At 59.9% G+C, this 16,624-nt stretch carries 19 protein-coding genes; 7 read left to right on the top strand and 12 right to left on the bottom strand.

Annotation, left to right across the window (positions count from 1 at the left end):
• Positions 1–16: 16 nt before the first annotated feature.
• Together creB and creC are read left to right on the top strand one after the other, a co-directional pair.
• On the top strand, positions 17–703 hold the full coding sequence (creB, locus tag WMW70_RS12410; protein ID WP_341437814.1) for a two-component system response regulator CreB: 687 nt from the start codon (positions 17–19) through the stop codon (positions 701–703).
• Positions 703–2,127 (top strand): two-component system sensor histidine kinase CreC, encoded by a 1,425-nt coding sequence (gene creC / locus WMW70_RS12405; protein ID WP_341437813.1) that lies wholly within the window; start codon positions 703–705, stop codon positions 2,125–2,127. Before creB ends, creC begins: the two co-directional genes overlap by 1 nt.
• A 57-nt stretch (positions 2,128–2,184) precedes the next feature.
• Here the strand turns inward: creC and WMW70_RS12400 are convergent, their stop codons facing one another.
• Entirely contained in the window at positions 2,185–2,634 is a 450-nt protein-coding gene (locus tag WMW70_RS12400) for a GNAT family N-acetyltransferase (RefSeq protein ID WP_341437812.1), read from the bottom strand.
• A gap of 416 nt (positions 2,635–3,050) precedes the next feature.
• On the opposite strand from WMW70_RS12400, the gene WMW70_RS12395 reads away from it, so the two are divergent.
• Positions 3,051–5,276 (top strand): glycosyltransferase, encoded by a 2,226-nt coding sequence (locus tag WMW70_RS12395; RefSeq protein WP_341437811.1) that lies wholly within the window; start codon positions 3,051–3,053, stop codon positions 5,274–5,276.
• Positions 5,277–5,294: 18 nt separating this feature from the next.
• On the opposite strand, the gene WMW70_RS12390 is transcribed toward WMW70_RS12395, so the two are convergent.
• Both WMW70_RS12390 and rimO read right to left on the bottom strand, forming a co-directional pair.
• Entirely contained in the window at positions 5,295–5,654 is a 360-nt protein-coding gene (locus tag WMW70_RS12390; RefSeq protein WP_341437810.1) for a thiol-disulfide oxidoreductase DCC family protein, read from the bottom strand.
• Positions 5,655–5,738: 84 nt separating this feature from the next.
• Positions 5,739–7,073 (bottom strand): 30S ribosomal protein S12 methylthiotransferase RimO, encoded by a 1,335-nt coding sequence (rimO, locus tag WMW70_RS12385; RefSeq protein WP_341437809.1) that lies wholly within the window; start codon positions 7,071–7,073, stop codon positions 5,739–5,741.
• Here rimO and WMW70_RS12380 point away from each other — a divergent pair.
• Complete coding sequence (locus WMW70_RS12380) at positions 7,064–8,713, top strand: recombinase family protein (RefSeq protein WP_341437808.1); 1,650 nt, start codon at positions 7,064–7,066, stop codon at positions 8,711–8,713. The genes rimO and WMW70_RS12380 overlap by 10 nt on opposite strands.
• Positions 8,714–9,013: 300 nt before the next feature.
• Here WMW70_RS12380 and WMW70_RS12375 read toward each other — a convergent pair whose 3' ends face one another.
• On the bottom strand, positions 9,014–9,283 hold the full coding sequence (locus tag WMW70_RS12375; RefSeq protein ID WP_341437807.1) for a hypothetical protein: 270 nt from the start codon (positions 9,281–9,283) through the stop codon (positions 9,014–9,016).
• Positions 9,280–10,134: a DNA adenine methylase gene (locus WMW70_RS12370; protein ID WP_341437806.1), complete on the bottom strand. Its 855-nt coding sequence runs from the start codon at positions 10,132–10,134 to the stop codon at positions 9,280–9,282. The genes WMW70_RS12375 and WMW70_RS12370 overlap by 4 nt, the downstream gene beginning before the upstream one ends.
• 71 nt (positions 10,135–10,205) lie before the next feature.
• Between WMW70_RS12370 and WMW70_RS12365 the strand changes: the two genes are divergently transcribed.
• A complete protein-coding gene (locus tag WMW70_RS12365) occupies positions 10,206–11,084 on the top strand; it encodes a hypothetical protein (protein ID WP_341437805.1) in 879 nt (292 codons plus the stop codon).
• A 178-nt stretch (positions 11,085–11,262) separates the two neighbouring features.
• Entirely contained in the window at positions 11,263–11,937 is a 675-nt protein-coding gene (locus WMW70_RS12360) for a hypothetical protein (protein ID WP_341437804.1), read from the top strand.
• A 530-nt stretch (positions 11,938–12,467) separates the two neighbouring features.
• On the opposite strand, the gene WMW70_RS12355 is transcribed toward WMW70_RS12360, so the two are convergent.
• The 7 genes from WMW70_RS12355 to WMW70_RS12325 are packed head-to-tail and all read right to left on the bottom strand — an operon-like array spanning position 12,468 to position 14,905.
• A complete protein-coding gene (locus WMW70_RS12355; RefSeq protein ID WP_341437803.1) occupies positions 12,468–12,692 on the bottom strand; it encodes a hypothetical protein in 225 nt (74 codons plus the stop codon).
• Between the two features lie 11 nt (positions 12,693–12,703).
• Complete coding sequence (locus tag WMW70_RS12350) at positions 12,704–13,312, bottom strand: hypothetical protein (RefSeq protein ID WP_341437802.1); 609 nt, start codon at positions 13,310–13,312, stop codon at positions 12,704–12,706.
• A gap of 45 nt (positions 13,313–13,357) precedes the next feature.
• Entirely contained in the window at positions 13,358–13,684 is a 327-nt protein-coding gene (locus WMW70_RS12345) for a pyocin activator PrtN family protein (protein ID WP_341437801.1), read from the bottom strand.
• Positions 13,677–13,874: a hypothetical protein gene (locus WMW70_RS12340; RefSeq protein ID WP_341437800.1), complete on the bottom strand. Its 198-nt coding sequence runs from the start codon at positions 13,872–13,874 to the stop codon at positions 13,677–13,679. Before WMW70_RS12340 ends, WMW70_RS12345 begins: the two co-directional genes overlap by 8 nt.
• Positions 13,871–14,161 carry a phage antirepressor KilAC domain-containing protein gene (locus tag WMW70_RS12335; RefSeq protein WP_341437799.1) on the bottom strand — a complete coding sequence of 97 codons (291 nt, stop codon included), beginning with the start codon at positions 14,159–14,161 and terminating at the stop codon, positions 13,871–13,873. The genes WMW70_RS12340 and WMW70_RS12335 overlap by 4 nt, the downstream gene beginning before the upstream one ends.
• Before the next feature lie 10 nt (positions 14,162–14,171).
• Complete coding sequence (locus tag WMW70_RS12330; protein ID WP_341437798.1) at positions 14,172–14,726, bottom strand: hypothetical protein; 555 nt, start codon at positions 14,724–14,726, stop codon at positions 14,172–14,174.
• Positions 14,723–14,905: a hypothetical protein gene (locus tag WMW70_RS12325; protein WP_341437797.1), complete on the bottom strand. Its 183-nt coding sequence runs from the start codon at positions 14,903–14,905 to the stop codon at positions 14,723–14,725. The genes WMW70_RS12330 and WMW70_RS12325 overlap by 4 nt, the downstream gene beginning before the upstream one ends.
• Before the next feature lie 324 nt (positions 14,906–15,229).
• On the opposite strand from WMW70_RS12325, the gene WMW70_RS12320 reads away from it, so the two are divergent.
• The gene (locus tag WMW70_RS12320) at positions 15,230–16,342 is read left to right on the top strand and encodes a DUF3800 domain-containing protein (protein ID WP_341437796.1); all 1,113 of its coding nucleotides are present in this window, start codon (positions 15,230–15,232) and stop codon (positions 16,340–16,342) included.
• The last annotated feature ends 282 nt before the right edge of the window (positions 16,343–16,624 follow it).

Raw genomic sequence — 16,624 nt, 5'->3', positions numbered from 1 at the left:
CACGAGCAGGACGCCCATGCCGCATATTCTGATTGTCGAAGACGAAGCCGCCATCGCCGACACCCTGATCTTCGCCCTGCACGGCGAGGGCTTTACCAGCACCTGGCTGACCCTCGGTGAAGAGGCCCTGGCCCAGCAGGCGCGCAGCCCGGCCGATCTGCTGATTCTCGACGTCGGCCTGCCGGATATCAGTGGCTTCGAGGTGTGCAAGCGGCTGCGGCGCGTCTCCGAGGTGCCGGTGATCTTTCTTACCGCCCGCAGCGAGGAAATCGACCGGGTGGTGGGCCTGGAAATCGGTGCTGACGATTATGTGGTCAAACCCTTCAGCCCGCGCGAGGTGGCGGCGCGGGTCAAGGCCATTCTCAAACGCATGGCCCCGCGTGAGCCGCTGGTCGCAAGCCCGGTCAGCGGGCCGTTTCGGCTCGATAGCGAACGCGTGCAGATCCACTACCACGGCCAGTTGCTGGGCCTGACCCGGCATGAATTCCGTCTGCTGCAACAGCTGCTGGCCCAGCCCGAGCGGGTGTTTTCCCGCGAGCAGCTGCTCGATGGCCTGGGCGTGGCCGCCGATGTCGGTTACGAGCGCACCATCGACAGCCATATCAAGAGCCTGCGCGCCAAGCTGCGCCAGGTGGCGGCTGCCGCCGAGCCGATCCAGACGCACCGCGGCCTGGGCTACAGCTATTCGCCGAGGCACGCCTGATGCCCTTGGGGATTCGCATCTTTCTGGTGTATTTCCTGTTTGTCGGTCTGGCCGGCTGGTTTGTGCTGAGCACGGTGATGGACGAAATCCGTCCCGGGGTGCGCCAGAGCACCGAGGAAACCCTGGTCGACACCGCCAACCTGCTGGCGGAAATTCTGCGCGATGAGGTCAAGGCCGGTCGTCTGCAACAGAGCCGCCTGCCCGAACTGCTCAAGGCCTACGGCCAGCGCCAGCCGCGGGCACAGATCTGGGGCCTGGAAAAAAACCGGGTCAATCACCGTATCTATGTCACCGACGCCCAGGGCATCGTCCTCCTCGACTCCACGGGGGCGGCGGTGGGCCAGGACTACTCGCGCTGGAACGACGTGTACCTGACCCTGCGCGGCGAATACGGCGCGCGCTCGACCAAGGAAGACCCGAACGATGAGGGCTCGTCGGTGATGTACGTGGCCGCGCCGATCATGGACGGCGCGCGGATTATCGGCGTGGTCTCGGTGGCCAAGCCCAACAGCAGCCTGCAGCCCTATATCGAACGTTCCGAGCTGCGCCTGGCCTGGCTCGGCGGCGGCCTGATCGTGCTCGGCCTGCTGATCGGCGCGCTGCTGTCCTGGTGGCTCAGCGCCGCACTGCGCAAGCTGACCCGCTATGCCCAGGCGGTCAGCGCCGGGCAGCGCGCCGAATTGCCGAGCCTGCACGGCGGCGAGCTGGGGCAACTGGCCGAGGCGGTCGAACGCATGCGCACCGAGCTGGAAGGCAAGGCCTATGTCGAACGCTATGTGCACACCCTGACCCATGAACTGAAGAGCCCCCTGGCGGCGATTCGCGGCGCGGCGGAACTGCTCGACAGCGAGATGCCCAGCGAACAGCGCCAGCGTTTCGTGGCCAATATCGAACAGGAAAGCGCGCGCATGCAGCAGCTGATCGAGCGTCTGCTGCACCTGGCCCAGGTCGAGCAGCGCCAGGGCCTGGAGGAGCAGGTGGCGGTGCCGCTGCAGGCGTTGGTCGACTCCCTGCTGCAGGCGCAGATGGCGCGTATCGAAGCGGCGGGGCTGCAGATTGAAAACCATATAGACGCTGACTTGAGCGCACGCGGTGAGGCCTTTTTGCTGCGTCAGGCCCTGGCCAATCTGCTCGACAATGCCCTCGACTTTACCCCGCACGGCGGCTTGCTGCGCTTTAGTGCCAACGCCCGGGACGGGCAGATCGAGCTGCTGCTGTTCAACCAGGCCGAGCCGATTCCCGACTACGCCCTGGCGCGCCTGTGCGAGCGTTTCTACTCCCTGCCGCGTCCCGGCAGCGGGCGCAAAAGCACCGGTCTTGGCTTGAACTTCGTCGCGGAAGTGATGCAGCTGCACGGCGGCGCATTGCAGATCGCCAATACTGCCGACGGCGTGCAGGTGCGCCTGCTGCTGCCCCAGGCCTAAAGCCGGGCAGTGCCCCTGGGCGAGCGTAATCCCTTCAGCGTCATCATCATGGTGGCGCTAAAGGACAGGCGGCCTGGCAATAAACGCCTGCTTTTCGAATCGATCAAAACCGGCGGCCTGGTAGAACTGCCAGGTGGCCGGGTCTTTACTGCTGGTGCTCAACATCACCTTGTAGCAACCCTGGGACCAGGCGAATGCCAGGGCATGGGCCAGCAGTGCCTGGCCATAGCCGCGTTTGCGGTATTCGGCCTGGGTGACCACATTTTCAATCAGACCATAGGGTCTGCAGCCATGGGTAAGGTTGGCCACCAGGCTGATGCAGCAGCTGGCGCGCAGAGCCGCGTCCTGATACAGGCCAAAGTAGCGATAGCCCGGGTTGCCTGTGATCGATTGCCATACGGCTTCAATCTGGCTGCGTGGCGGCAGTGCTTCATCCGTCGGGTGCAGGTGCTGATAAAGGGCCAACAGTGCATCCAGTTCGCTGGGCGCGATGCAGCGTATTTCCATGGTTGACGTCCTTGTATGAAGCGATTTGGCGCTGCGACCTGATCGGCTGGTGGGCGCAAATGATTAAGTCAGCAGGCGTTGCGGCGATATATACAACAGCCTACCGACCCGGTCGAGGGGCAGGTAGGAGGCTGGGGCGCGGCTAACTATGGGGCGGGGCGGAATAGGCGGTATATGCGCTCGTCACTCCGGGCTGCGGCGACCCGATGACAGCAGTGGGCGGCGACAGGCACCTGCCCGGATTGGCGCTGCCATGCCTGACTATGCTTAATGGGGCAGCGATGCTTAATAGGTCAGGCGGCCTGAAGGTATGGTTATCTCCTGACTCAGGTGCGGCCTGGGATCGCCAGTGCACCTGCTCTGTTTATCGGTCTGGCGGTTTGTCCGTGCGCCTGGCCCAGCCGGATGAATTCCGAATGAGAGTGCGTCGTCCGCTCAAGCTGCTTTTCTATTGCAACGTGCTGATTGTTGGCCTGCTGCTGGGTTACAAGGCTTATCTGAACCTGGTGCTGTCGGACTTCGAGGCGGAACACACTTCCCAGGTCGAGGCGATTCAGGCGCGACTGGCGGGGCGGGAGAATTTCAGTTTTGCGGTGGTGGGCAATATCAATAATTCCATCGGCATTTTCGAGCGGCGCATCATTCCCCTGCTGAATGACTCCGGGGTCGATTTCATGGTTTCCGCGGGCAATGCGGTCAGTGGCGGCGGCGAGGACAAGTATCGGGCGCTGCACGGCAGTCTGGGCCACTTGCGGATACCCTACCTGCTGACCTTTGCCGCCCATGAATACGAAGAGTTCGGCAGCTACCGTTTCTATGAGCATTTCGGCCCGCATTTCTTCAGTTTCCGTGCCGGTGCTCGTCGTTTTATCTTTCTCGACAGCACCGGCAAGACGCCCTGGCGCTGGCAGGTTCTCTGGCTCAAGGAGTTGTTGGGGCAGGAGGACGCGCAACAGATCTTTCTCTTCACCGGCAAGCCACTGCTGTCTGATGAACCGTTGACCGGCGCTGTCGAGGCGCAGGATTATCTGCAGCCGGCGGCGTTTCGCGATGCGCTGCTGGAGCTGATCGATCGGCACGCGGTCACGGCGGTGTTTGCCGCCGAGGTGCCGCTGTTTGCCGAACAGCGCCGCGGTCGCACCCGCTTTATCGCCACCGGCGGTGCGGGCGGCCTGCTGTTGAATGACCCCGCCAGCTTTCCCCATTATGTGCAGGTGTCGGTTACTGCCCAGGGCATCGAAACCCACCTGCGGCGTCTGGAGGGGGAGCAGCATCCACTGTTCAAACGGGTCGAGAGTCTGTGGCTGTTCATATACTCGCTGTTCTACGTCAGTTACCTGAATTTCATCCTGCTGGTCAGCGGCCTGACCATCGCCGCGATCAAGCTCTATGTACTGGCCTTCGCCGAACGCGACTATTACCCGAACTTTGACCTGGACCCTTCGCCCTGGGTCGACAGACCACTGCGCGTGGCCATGTTCAGCAACAACTACCTGCCGTTTATCGGCGGCGTACCGGTTTCGATCGAGCGCTTGCGGCGCGGGCTTGAGGCCCTGGGCAATGCCGTGCTGCTGGTCGTGCCGCGTTATCGCGAGCAGCCGCGCGAGGAGGTGGGGGTACTCAGGGTGCCGTCGCTGCTGGCCCTGGGCGAGAAGCGCGAATTTCGCCTGGCCAATATTTTTCTGGGTCGCATCGGCCAGGCGGTCAGGGCCTTTCGCCCCGACCTGATACACCTGCACCATCCGTTCTGGCTGGGTTCGCTGGGCCTGTTGCTGGCCCGCAGGCTGCGTGTGCCCACGGTGTTCACCTACCATACCCGGCTGGAACACTACGCCCATTTCGTGCCACTGCCCGGCACGTTGTTCCGTAATCTGATTTCCCATGCGCTGATCAAGCGCTTCGCCAACAAGTGCGAAGCGGTGATAGTGCCGACTTACTCCGCCGAAGAGTATCTGCGCATGATCGGTGTGAAACAGCCGATCTTCGTCCAGCCCACTGGCATCGATTTCCAGCGCTTCCAGGCGGTGACAGCGGCGCAGGTCGAGCAGCTGCGGCAGACACTGGGCATTGGCGAGGAGAGGGTACTGCTCAGCGTTGCCCGCCTTTCTGACGAGAAGAACATCGATTTTATGATTGATGCACTCGGCAGTCTGCGCGGGCAGTGCATGCAGACCTGGGTCTTGCTGATGATCGGCGACGGGCCGCAGCGTGAGCGGCTGCAGGCACGTATCGACGCGTTGCAGCTCGGCCGCCACGTCCGCCTGCTCGGCGCGGTGCCGCCCGAACAGATGGCCCTGTATTACCGCCTGGGCGAGGTGTTTATCTTCGCCTCCAAATCGGAGACCCAGGGCATGGTGATCCTTGAGGCGATGGCCGCGGGGCTGCCGGTGGTGGCGGTGCGCTCGAGTGGTATCGATGATGTGATCAGGCAGGGCTATAACGGCTTCAAGACTGCAGAGAAACTGTCCCCCTGGTGCGAGCGGGTGATCCAGTTGCTAGACGATGAACGCTTGCGCAGTGAGATGTCCGGGCACGCCCTGCTGGTGGCGGCGGAGCATTCCATCGACAAGTTCGCCGAAGGGGTCAAGGAAGTTTATGGCACGGTGATGGCCGCTTCGCGGCTGCAGCAAGGCCGACGCTGACGGGGGGGCGGCATACTTCTACAGTCGTCCTTCGCGGCGCAGGCGACGCAGCACCCAGTAGCGATAGCTCCAGGACAGCATGGGTTTGAGGACGGGCAGGCCGACTAGCCAGGCCAGTGGACGCAGCAGCGGGATACGCGACATCAGCAGGATATAGGCGTCCAACTCGCGGTGGATATGACCCTGGGCGTCTTCGACGTGGAGTTCGGTCAGGGCCAGGTACGGGTCGATGCCGGTCGCCCGCAACTGTTCTTCCTTGCCGCTGATGTCAACCCATTCCACGCTGTCGTCGCTACGTGTGCGCAGCTTTTCATAACGGTGCCGGTCAGCCACACAGCGCGGGCAGGCACCGTCGTAATAGACCTTGAGCTTGGCCATGGGGTTGGCCCGGTTGTTGGACTTAGCAGCAGTTTAGAACAGCAGCGTATACCCCCTCGTCAGGACGACGAGGGGGTATGCGGTTTAGATCAGATCGGCCCACAGGTCGTACTCGTCGGCATCGACGATGCGTACCCGGACCTTGTCGCCGGGCTTGACTGCGGTGCTGGCGATAAACACGCTGCCATCGATTTCCGGGGCGTCGGCGTAGCAGCGGGCGACTGCGCCCTGGTCGTCGACTTCGTCGATCAGCACGTCCATTTCCTTGCCGACTTTCAGCTGTAGACGGGCAGTACTGATGGCCTGCTGGTGGGCCATAAAGCGGTCCCAACGGTCCTGCTTGACGTCGTCCGGCACCACGTCCAGATCCAGGTCATTGGCCGGCGCGCCTTCCACCGGGCTGTACTGGAAGCAGCCAACGCGGTCGAGCTGGGCTTCGGTCAGCCAGTTGAGCAGGTACTGGAAGTCTTCTTCGGTTTCGCCGGGGAAGCCGACGATAAAGGTCGAGCGGATGGTCAGTTCCGGGCAGATCTCGCGCCAGTTTTTGATCCGCGCCAGGGTCTTGTCTTCGAAGGCCGGGCGCTTCATGGCCTTGAGCACTTTCGGGCTGGCGTGCTGGAAGGGGATGTCCAGGTACGGCAGGATCTTGCCAGCGGCCATCAGCGGGATCAGCTCGTCGACGTGCGGGTAGGGGTAGACGTAGTGCAAACGCACCCAGACGCCCAAGGTCGAGAGCGCCTGGCAGAGTTCGGTCATGCGGGTTTTCACCGGCTGGCCGTTCCAGAAGTCGGTCTTGTACTTCATGTCGACGCCGTAGGCGCTGGTGTCCTGGCTGATCACCAGCAGCTCCTTGACCCCGGCCTTGACCAGGCGCTCGGCTTCGCTGAGCACTTCGCCGACCGGGCGGCTGACCAGCTTGCCGCGCATCGAGGGGATGATGCAGAAACTGCAGCTGTGGTTGCAGCCTTCGGAAATTTTCAAATAGGCGTAGTGGCGAGGGGTCAGCTTGATGCCCTGTGGCGGCACCAGGTCGATCAGCGGGTTGTGTTCCTTGTTCGGCGGCACCACTTCATGCACGGCGTTGAGCACCTGCTCGTACTGCTGCGGGCCGGTTACCGACAGTACGCTGGGGTGCACCTTGCGGATCGCGCCTTCTTCCACGCCCATGCAGCCGGTGACGATAACCTTGCCGTTCTCGGCCAGGGCTTCGCCGATCACTTCCAGGGACTCGGCCTTGGCGCTGTCGATAAAACCACAGGTATTGACCACCACCACATCGGCGTCCTGATAGGTCGGCACCACTTCATAACCTTCCATGCGCAACTGGGTCAGGATACGTTCGGAATCGACCAAAGCCTTGGGGCAACCTAACGATATAAACCCTACACTCGGGACTTTTTTAGTTTCTAATGTGGTCATGGGCTATTCACGGGAGAGCAAAAATTAGGGCGCGAGTATACAGCTATCTGCGGTTTTCTGATCCGCGGCAGGCGACGGGAAGCAGCGCCGACCGTCAGCTGCAATATGCGCAGCGGTGGGCGGCTGAGCGGGGGTTGGTGCTGGATGAGTCCCTGTCGTTGCGTGATGAGGGGTTGTCGGCCTATCACCAGCAGCACGTCAAGCAGGGGGCGCTGGGCGCGTTCCTGCTGGCTGTGAGTGAGGGGCTTATCCCTGATGGCTCTGTCCTTATAGTTGAGGGGCTTGACCGTTTGAGCCGGGCTGAGCCGATCCAGGCCCAGGCGCAGTTGGCGCAGATCATCAACGCGGGTATCACGGTGGTGACTGCCAGCGACGGGCGGGAGTACAACCGCGCCGGTTTGAAAGCGCAGCCGATGGACCTGGTTTACAGCCTGCTGGTGATGATCCGTGCGCACGAAGAGTCCGACACAAAGAGCAAGCGGGTAACGGCCAGCATTCGCCGGCTGTGCGAGGGCTGGCAGGCTGGCACTTATCGCGGCCTGGTGCGCAATGGCAAAGACCCGGCCTGGTTGGAATGGACAGGAAGCGAGTGGCACCTGGTGCCTGAGCGTGTAGCCGCAGTTCGGCGGGCGCTTGAACTTTACAAGCAAGGGCTTGGCGCTGGTCGTGCATCGAAACTGATGCACGCGGAGGGTTATGCGCTGACGGATTGGGGTATCGCCGGCCAGCAGATCTACCGGCTGATAAAGCTGCCGGCGCTACGGGGTGCCAAACGCATCAGTGTCGGAGGCGAGGATTATCTACTCGAGGGTTATTACCCTGCACTGTTGACTGATGCCGAATTCGACGATCTGCAGTTGCTGGCTGGGCAGCGGTACCGGCGGCGCGGTGCGGGTGAGATACCAGGAATCATCACGGGTATCGGCCGCACATTCTGCGGCTATTGCGGTACCGCATTGGTGGCCCAGAACATCATGGGGCGCAATAAGAAGCCGGATGGCAGCTTGTTGGATGGTCATCGCCGATTGCATTGCACGTCCTACAGCAAGCAGGGTGGATGCGGAGCTGGCGGCAGTTGCAGCGTGGTGCCCATCGAGCGCGCGATTCTCAATTACTGCGGTGACCAACTCAACCTGCAGCGTTTGCATGAGACGCCGGACGATGGCCGCGGTATACGTGAGCAGCTGGCCACCGCCCGCCGCAAAGCAAATGAGCTGGAGCGCCAGCTGGGTAAAATTACGGATGCTGTGCTGGCTGATGACAGTGGTGCAGCGCCGCTGGCATTTGTGCGGCGGGCGCGTGAGGTTGAGCAGCAGTTGGGAGAAGCGCAGGCCGAGGTGCAACAGCTTGAGCGGTTGCTGGCTGCCCGATCGACAAATGTGCAACCCGCGCAGGCGGCGCGCTGGATGGCGCTGACGGCTGAGGTTGAAGCCAATGACTATGCTGCGCGGGATCTGGTGCGGCAGCTGGTGATGGATACGTTTGAGCGCATCGTCGTTTATATGCGTGGCATCGGTGAGGAAGGGCGGCAGAGTAAAAACATCGATGTGATGTTGGTGCCGAAAGCTGGCCGGCCTCTACTGCTGCGGGTTGATCGGCGGAGTGGTGTCTGGATGGCAAGTGAAGGTGTACAAAGTTAATCGAGAGTGTTGGGTGCATATCTGTTTGTGAGTTCAGGTCGCGATATATTATTCATATTTTTGTCAATATCAATTTGTCTCTGCGACAAAACTTCATGCTTAAGACTGAAAAGTTGTTTTTCTGTTTCCATTTTCGGAGTATCTAAATAGTCCTCAACAACAAATGAGGGCACCCTCATGCGATATCGTCTTGCTGAATTCCTTCTAGATATCCTCGCCAGCGTGCTTGCTGAGCTAATGCTGCGGTTAATTGACTGGATCAGTATTCCGCCCTGGCTTTAGCAAGGGCGGATCGATTACTTATGCCGCATTGGAAACCTTGCTCTGGCCCGGTGGTGAGCTGTGCACCACCAGGTGGCCCTGGCCGATCCAGAAGTTCTTTTGTACGGCGATGCAGACGTTCCAGGCTTCAAGGGCAACTGCTGGCCCCGCCTCGATGACGTTACCGTCTGCATCGATAATGACTAGACGGGCTGGGCGGCCATCGGCAGTGGTGACTTGGTAGCCCGTGTTGATGTTGGCGCTGATGCGCGCCTTCTCAAGGGTGTCTGTTTCGGGGATGCCGATCACGCCGCTCCCTCCAATGCGAGCCCACGCTGGTGCAGGGCATCCATGCAGGCGGGGTTGATCCATAGGCATTCCTGGCGGGTGCTGCCGCCTCGGCCGGCGCTGATGCGCGACGTGGTGGTGTTCATCGTCCAGCGTGCCAGCTCGGCTTGATACAGCTCGCTTGGGTAACCGCTGACGACAACGAAACCGCGCAGGGCTTTGAGGGTGGCCAGCAGCTCGCCGTGTTCCCGGTCGCTCATTTCATGGCGATAGTACCGGCCCTTTTGCGCGCCGCGAACGCGGGTGTCGTGCATGTATGGCGGGTCAACGTAGTGAAGGGTTTCGGGTGCGTCATGGGCCTGCAGCACTTCAACAGCTGGGCGGTTCTCGATCAACACACCGGCAAGACGTTGGCAGACCAGCACCAGGTGCTCCGGGTAGCGCGCCCACAGCTGCTGGGCAGTGCCGTAGGCGCGGGCTGTATCGATGCGAAAGCCTGTGATGCCCTTGCTCGCGACGGCCGAGCCGAAACCCATCTGGGCACGGATGATCAGGCGACGGGCGCGCTCGACCGGATCTTCAGTGGCTTGCCATGCCAGCTCGAACTCGGCGCGGGCATAGGGTGTGATGGCCAGTAGCTCGATCAACCGCCGGCTGCTCTGCTCGTCCTGCAGCACGCGGAACAGGTTGACGATATCGCCGTCCAGGTCGTTGTAAACCTCGGCATAGGCGCGTGGCTTCTGGACCAGCACGCCGGCTGCGCCGCCGAAGGGTTCGACGTAGCATTTGTGCGGCGGAAAGTGATCGAGCACCCAGGTGCCCAGACGAAACTTGCCGCCGTGGTAGCGGATGACGGGCGTGGTGATGCTCATGCTTCACCTCGCTGGACACGGTGGTGAGGTGCCGGCAATCTCGCTTGACCTTCTATGCCAAGGATTTGCGCATGCTGCCCGAAGAAATCACGATCCAGTTCAACCCCAAGTCGCTGTTGGTGTCCCCGGTGGCTCCACTCTTGCTGTTTGGGCTGTTCTTTGTGCCATGGGGTAGTCCCAGTGCGCCGGCTTGGGTGCAGGCTATCGGCACGGTGCTTGCGTTGATTGGCGCTGCTGCTCTCCCGATCTATCACAGTCGTCATGCTGAGCTCCGGCGGGAGCGCACGGCGGCGGGACAGCTCCGTCTGCTTTCGGAGGAGTGCTACGAGAAGTTGTGGATGCTCAGTAACTGCTTTCTTAATAGAGAAAGGGAAGGCCATGCGATAGAGCTCTTCATCAGCGCTGGCAGACCTGAAGAATGGCAAGTGTTGGAGCTGGCGGTCTCCCAGTATCCAATGGAACTGGTCCCTGCAAAGCATCTTTCTGCGCTGAATACTTTGCGAAATAGCGTGAGCCATGCTCGGTTGATCTGTAGTCAATTGCGCGATTGGAAGGAGGGCGGGTCTAACCCAGGGTCGGTTAGCCTTTTGCGCTCCCGCCGGGATCTCCTGGGGATAACTAAGGACGCACTGCCCTGGCCAGATGGGGCTGCCGTGCTGTTGGATAAGTTTCACCAGGAGCGAGGCTGCGCAGCTGAGTTGTCTTCGCCACCGCCTGGGCCAGTAAACCGAAGTGGGGCAAAAGTCTACATAACATGGCTTGGTCCGAAGACTCAGCCGCATTCCGCTATGGTTCAGATTGTCTGGCCATACGGGGAGCCAGAAGTAACTAACTTTACATATGAGGGCCAGGAGCAAATGGGTTGGGAGAATCGGGCTGCAGCTGAAAAGACGCTCTGGAGCAAGATCGATGAGGTTATATGTGAGGAGTACGTCGACCGGTCCTTCTAGATTCATGTTCATTCCGAATCCCTCGCTTTGTGTGGGGTAGCCATCAGCTGTAGCAATCGGTGGTAGTGGATGGCGATGTAGCTCGGCTGCCAGGACGATGGCCACCAGCAGGGTGGCGCGCGGGAGACGCTGACGATATTTCGGATGGTCATGCTGCACCTCGCTGGACGCGGGCGCGATGAAGCTGCAAGCTCGCCTGATTATGAATGCCAAGGAAATGTGCATGCTGCCCGACGAGGTGACGATCAAGTTCAACCCCAAGTTGTTGCTGGTTTCTCCACCGGCCGCATTCTTGGCTATCAGTTTGTATTTCCTGCCTTGGAGTGCCGTGACCGCTCCTGCGTGGGTGCAGGCGTTCGGCTCTATTGCCGCCATCGTCGCGGCGTTTCTGGTTGCTGAAAGGTCGCATGCCAGAGACCGAGAAAGTGCAAGGATGGCAAGCCTTGAGAATGACCTGCGGGCCGCAAAACTGGTTGAGTCTGCTGCTCATGAGGCTGCTTCGTCTGTTCAAGGAATTTATGTTCAGCTTCAGTCTGGGAGTGCTTTTCTCCATCGGGATGGAATCAGCACCCTGAGACTGATTGAGGCGGATAAGACCCTCAGGTCCCTGCTGACTCAGCCATTGTCCCCAGGTGTTATTGGCTGCATTTTCATCATCATCAACCACTTGGCTGAGGTCTTTCTTGAAATCAAACAATGGCCCGCCCTCGGGCCCTCTAACCTCGAGGTAGCAAGGGGCAATCTGTTGAAACGGCAGTGGGCTATTTCTGACTGCCGTTCGACGATTGAGCAGGATTACTTGCGGATCGCTGGCCTTATTGGTACCCCTGTTTCCATCCGCCCTGTGGGGTGATGAGGTCTCATACCCCACTGCAAGCTGCGCGGGCGGGCGGGTAGTAGAGCGGAGCGAGGTGCTCATTTTTTGCGCCCAGCGCACGCATGTCTTGGGGTATTCGAGAGTCGCGGAGTCGCTGGGAGCAAAGGCAATGTTGCCTGCTGCTCCGCAGCAGAGACTTTTTATAGCGCCCCCGCTCGGGCACTGATGGCGGCTGCGCAAAGCGGCACGCGGCTGGGTGGCCTGTACCAGGCCGCCGCCGTGCTGACGCACGGCCTTGGCTATAGCGGTGGCGGTGGCTAGGTTCAGAATGCGGGCGGGGCATAGAGCACCGCTGCTGCTAGTACCAGTAGGGCCAGTCCGGCGCGTATTGCTAGTCGTGTCATGAGCTACTCCTGTGAGGGTTTGCCTCAACAGCTCGCAGGTGCCGGCGCTGCTGCCGGCCCTGAGTGTTGGGTAGCTCAGTACTGTATGGATGAGTTTTCCCCTTGGGGTCCGAATCTGGCCCAGTTTTGGGCATAGTTCCATTTGGCCATCACTCGCTGGGCTCATGCCGCAATCTCCCGTTTCAGTTGCTGGGCCAGCGCTGCATTGCGCGCGTTGGTGCGCAGTAGGTGCAGAATTTGGGGGCCGAACTCGGTGCGTACCTGAAGCTCCAGCGCGGTTAGCTCGTTCCTGAGCCGTTCGAGGTTGGCTAGGGCGCGGGTGTGGTCGTGCTGGAGTTTGCCAGCGGCCTCGGGGCTGAGGCGCAGAAGGGGGTAGTGGCGTTTCATCTGGGCGGCCCTCACATGCACATCGCTATGGCGGGCTGGGCGGCATCGGTGCGCTCCCAGGTCGAATCCTTGCTTGCCTGCTCGGCCGGCAGCACCGCGTGCAACTGCGGTGTGGGCTCGCAAAGTGCCAACGGCTCGTCCAGGGCCTCTTTCACTCGGTTGGCCATGTCATTGATGCGTGCCTGCGCCAAGCCCGCCTGGTTGATCCTGCTGCTGCCGGACTTGGCGAACTGGTGGGCAGTAACGCCGAGCTGCTTGGCGGCCAGCTTGAGGGTGAGCCAGTCGTCGTGGGTGAGCCGGTTGGCAATTTCGTGCTGGAGCGTGGCCCGTAACTGATTGGCTACCGTGTCGTGGTCGGCCTGTTCCTCTCGTAAGCACTGGCGCAGCTTGGTCAGGGCCGCTTCGCGGCTGTCCAGCAGACGATTGGTTTCAACCAGGTCGGCGGTGCGTTTAGCCAGACTATTGCTGGTAGCTGCGTTGATCTTCTCCAGCTTGCCGATCAAGTCGTCGGCCGACTTGCGGCCGGTTTTCAGGCCGGCGCAGTAAGTGATCCCGATCAGCACCGCGATTGCGGCGGCAATGGCAAACAGGGCGTAGATCTGTGGTGTCGTGAGTTCCATGGTGTGCTCCTGGGTGGTGGCGCTGGTGGTGGCAGCGGTTGTCGGTCAGTCGTTTGGTTCGGTGGCGTCGCCCTGTGGCCGGGGCATTTCCTCGTCCGCCTTGTAGGCGCGGATGTCGATCAGCGCGGCAACGTGGCGGATGTGCGCGTACTTGGGGGCCTTGCGGCTGCTGTCCAGGGTGGTGATGGGCAGTTGAATGCGGCCGCTGTTGATCTCGGCCACAAACGACTGCTCGTTGAGGTTGCGGAAGTACTGCACGCGCAGCCTTTCCAGGGGCACAAGCACATCGCCGAAAGTGCGATAGAGCAGTTCGATGGTGGCAGCCTCTGGAGCCTGCAGCAGGCGCAGCGGTGTTTGGTTTGCGCTAGTCATTGGCTGGCCTGGCCTCCTGCTTGGGTGCGTATGCCGGGTGGCCCCATGTATTGAGGCAGTGGCGTTTGGTTAGCGCGCGCAGGTGCTCGGGCACCTCCCGCAGGGCGGCGTTGCGCTCTGCGAGGGTGCCTTTCGCGATGATCTGCCTGGCGTACTGGCGCGGCCGGGTTTCCAGCTGTTGGCTGCTCATGCCACCTCCCGAGGGTCCGGCTTGAGTGGCGGAGCAGGGCGCTCGATGCCGAGTTGCCGTGCCAGCCATGCCAAGCCGCCAGGCTTCAGCCGGGTGGTGTAGCTGTACTGCTGGCCCAGTTCGGCGTGCTGCCAGGGCGTTTCCTTCACGCGCAGGTATCGCGCATCGCGTGTTGGCTGAGCAGGCAGGTTGTCGGCACCCAGTAGCCCCTTTTCCCGCATGAGTTGCATCAGCTTCGGGCGTGTTGTGCCGAGCCGCTCGGCGGCGCGCTTGAGGTCGAGTTCCATAGCGACATCCTCAAGCTGCAGCCGCGAGGCTGTCGCGGTAGCCGGTGAGGAAGCGCCGTAGGTTCTCGGCCAGCATGGCGTAGGCGCGGCGTGTGTCTGCGGGCAGGGTGAGCATGCAGGCTGCGCCGTGCAGCTCGATTTGCGCTGTGTAGCCGCCGAACCGGTTACGGCGGATCAGCAGGCATGGCTCCAGCTCATCGGCGGGCAGGTAATACGTGCCGTGGCCTCTGCGCAGGGCCTGGCGCAGGGTGCGCTCCAGGTCGGTGACAAGCAGGCACTCGTCCACGTCCGGCACGTTGGTTGGGGCGTGGCCGTTGGCGATTTGCTCGATAAAGCGCGCGACGCGCCTGCCGTTGTCGGTGCGGTACTTGTCCAGCGCTACGCTGTTGGCGGTGTTGCCGATACGCACCTTCACATCGATAGCTTGTGCGCATTGCTCGATGCTGACCGTTGCCGCCACCGACACACGCTCGGCATTGCTCAGCGTGTGGGTGAAGGTGCCGTTGAGGGCGACCTGGGCCTGCAGGCGGATAAAGCCCGGAGTGGTGAGGGTTAGCTGGCTCATGCGGCGTCACCTCCCCATGGGTTGCCAGGGGTGGGCTGCGGCGCAGTCGGACGGTTTTGCAGCTTGGCTTTACCGCCGGTGATCACGACCAGGCAGCCAGTGGTGGCTTGCAGCTGCTCGATCAGGCGGCGGTTACTGGCGCAGGTTGGGTGGACGTGCAGGGTGGCTGTGGTGGCCATGGTGTTGCCTCGCTCTGTGGTGGAGAGTGAGGCAAAGCTACAAGCAAAACTGTTATCAGGTCAACAGCTTTGTTTGTAGTCTGTTTGTTGGGCGCTTGTTAGTTTGCGAAATTGTGCTGACGTGACCACCCATTTTGCGCAACCACTGACGAGCCAAAACCATTCCTGCTGACCAAGCGTTCACATTCGACTTGACCAGCGCACGCCCTAGTGGCGACCGGCAGATAGCGGCCAAAAGTGACGGGCTGTTTTGTTAGTTGACGCGAAACCTTTCACGGGCAATGCTGGCCAATAACCAGCACTTGGCAGTTGAAGGGACTCAAGATGAACGACATCACCGTCACACCTGCAGAAGATGAAGAACAGGAAGAGTTACTAGTCGCGCTTCCGAAAAAGGGGAGAGACAAAGAAGCTGAAAAAATGAGAGTGCTCTCTGCAATTGCAAGCAACAGTCCGGCCCGGGTAACAGATAGGGTTGCCTGGATTCTTAACCATTACCCCCAGGCCCGCGACTCAGACATAAAGTGTCAGGTTATTTATTGGAAAACCTTTCAAAGTGATTTGTACAGTGGCGGTGATATTTCATTCGAAAACTATCCAAAACTACAACGGCTTCACTCTGTCGCGCGTGCTCGCGCTGTAGTACAGAATGTACTTGGCCTTTTCATCGCGTCACCAGAGGTCAGAAAGTTTAGAGGAAAGCTTGAGGAAGAAGAAAAACAGCGCGCACTTGAAGTAAGACCTTCCTATCCGGTGTACTGCATCTATGCTGATGAAAGTGGCAAAACCGGAAAGTACTTGCTTGTCGGAAGTCTTTGGGTTTTGCGTGGTTATGAAACAATTAAAATAACAGCCGCAATCAATCAGAAGAAAAAGGAGATCGGATTCAAGGGCGAAATGCACTTTAAGGAAATTGGTAAAGGTAATCTAGAAGCCTACGAAGCACTTCTTGGCGCTATCATTAAAAATTCGTCCTCCATTTCCTTTAAGGGGCTGGGTGTCGTTAGAAGTGGCCTCTACAATGTGGACGACACTCTGAATAAATTATTCTACCATATGGTCATCCAAGGGATTTCCGAAGAGAACAAGTCGGGGCGAGCCGTGCTTCCTCGAAACCTTCAGTTTAGAAAGGATGCAGAAGAGGCATCCAAAGATAAGCTGTCCATGATGGAGATTGAGCTTCAATTGCAGAATGCTTCGAAAAGCTTGTTTCAAGGGAGCGTATACATCGACTTAGTTGAAGTCGAGGACTCTAGCATTTCACCTCTTATGCAGATCGCCGACCTTTTCGTCAGCTCGATCTCTAGGGTTCTCAATAAAGAGGAAGGAAAAGAAGGCCCGAAAGATATCTTTGCGAAGAAATTTTTGGAAGCTTTTGGTGTGGACACCAAAGATGAGCACCTAGATGGATTAAGCGAATGCGTGCGCTTCTCCTGATGAGAGTGGGGGGAAGGGTACAGATTTATTTTTCTGCTGATGGTGTGGGGTAATAAATAAATCTCTCCCCTTTTAGCCAAAGAAAACCCTTCGTTTATCCTGGTGCTTAAGAGAAGTACAAGATTTGCATCAAAATTAAAGATAACTAGCAAGCGACACTTTGAAGGAAAATTATTGCATGCTCGCTAGCTGTGTCTGCTGGTGTCATGGGGTTGTGCGTATTACTACATGGATCTGTAGTCTGGAATGGTTCTGCAATTATAATATGACCTTGGATGGAAG

Origin of the sequence: Pseudomonas sp. XK-1, from assembly GCF_038069885.1 — a bacterium.
In the GTDB taxonomy this organism is placed as follows: domain Bacteria; phylum Pseudomonadota; class Gammaproteobacteria; order Pseudomonadales; family Pseudomonadaceae; genus Aquipseudomonas.
This window is presented reverse-complemented; position numbering and strand designations above follow the sequence as displayed.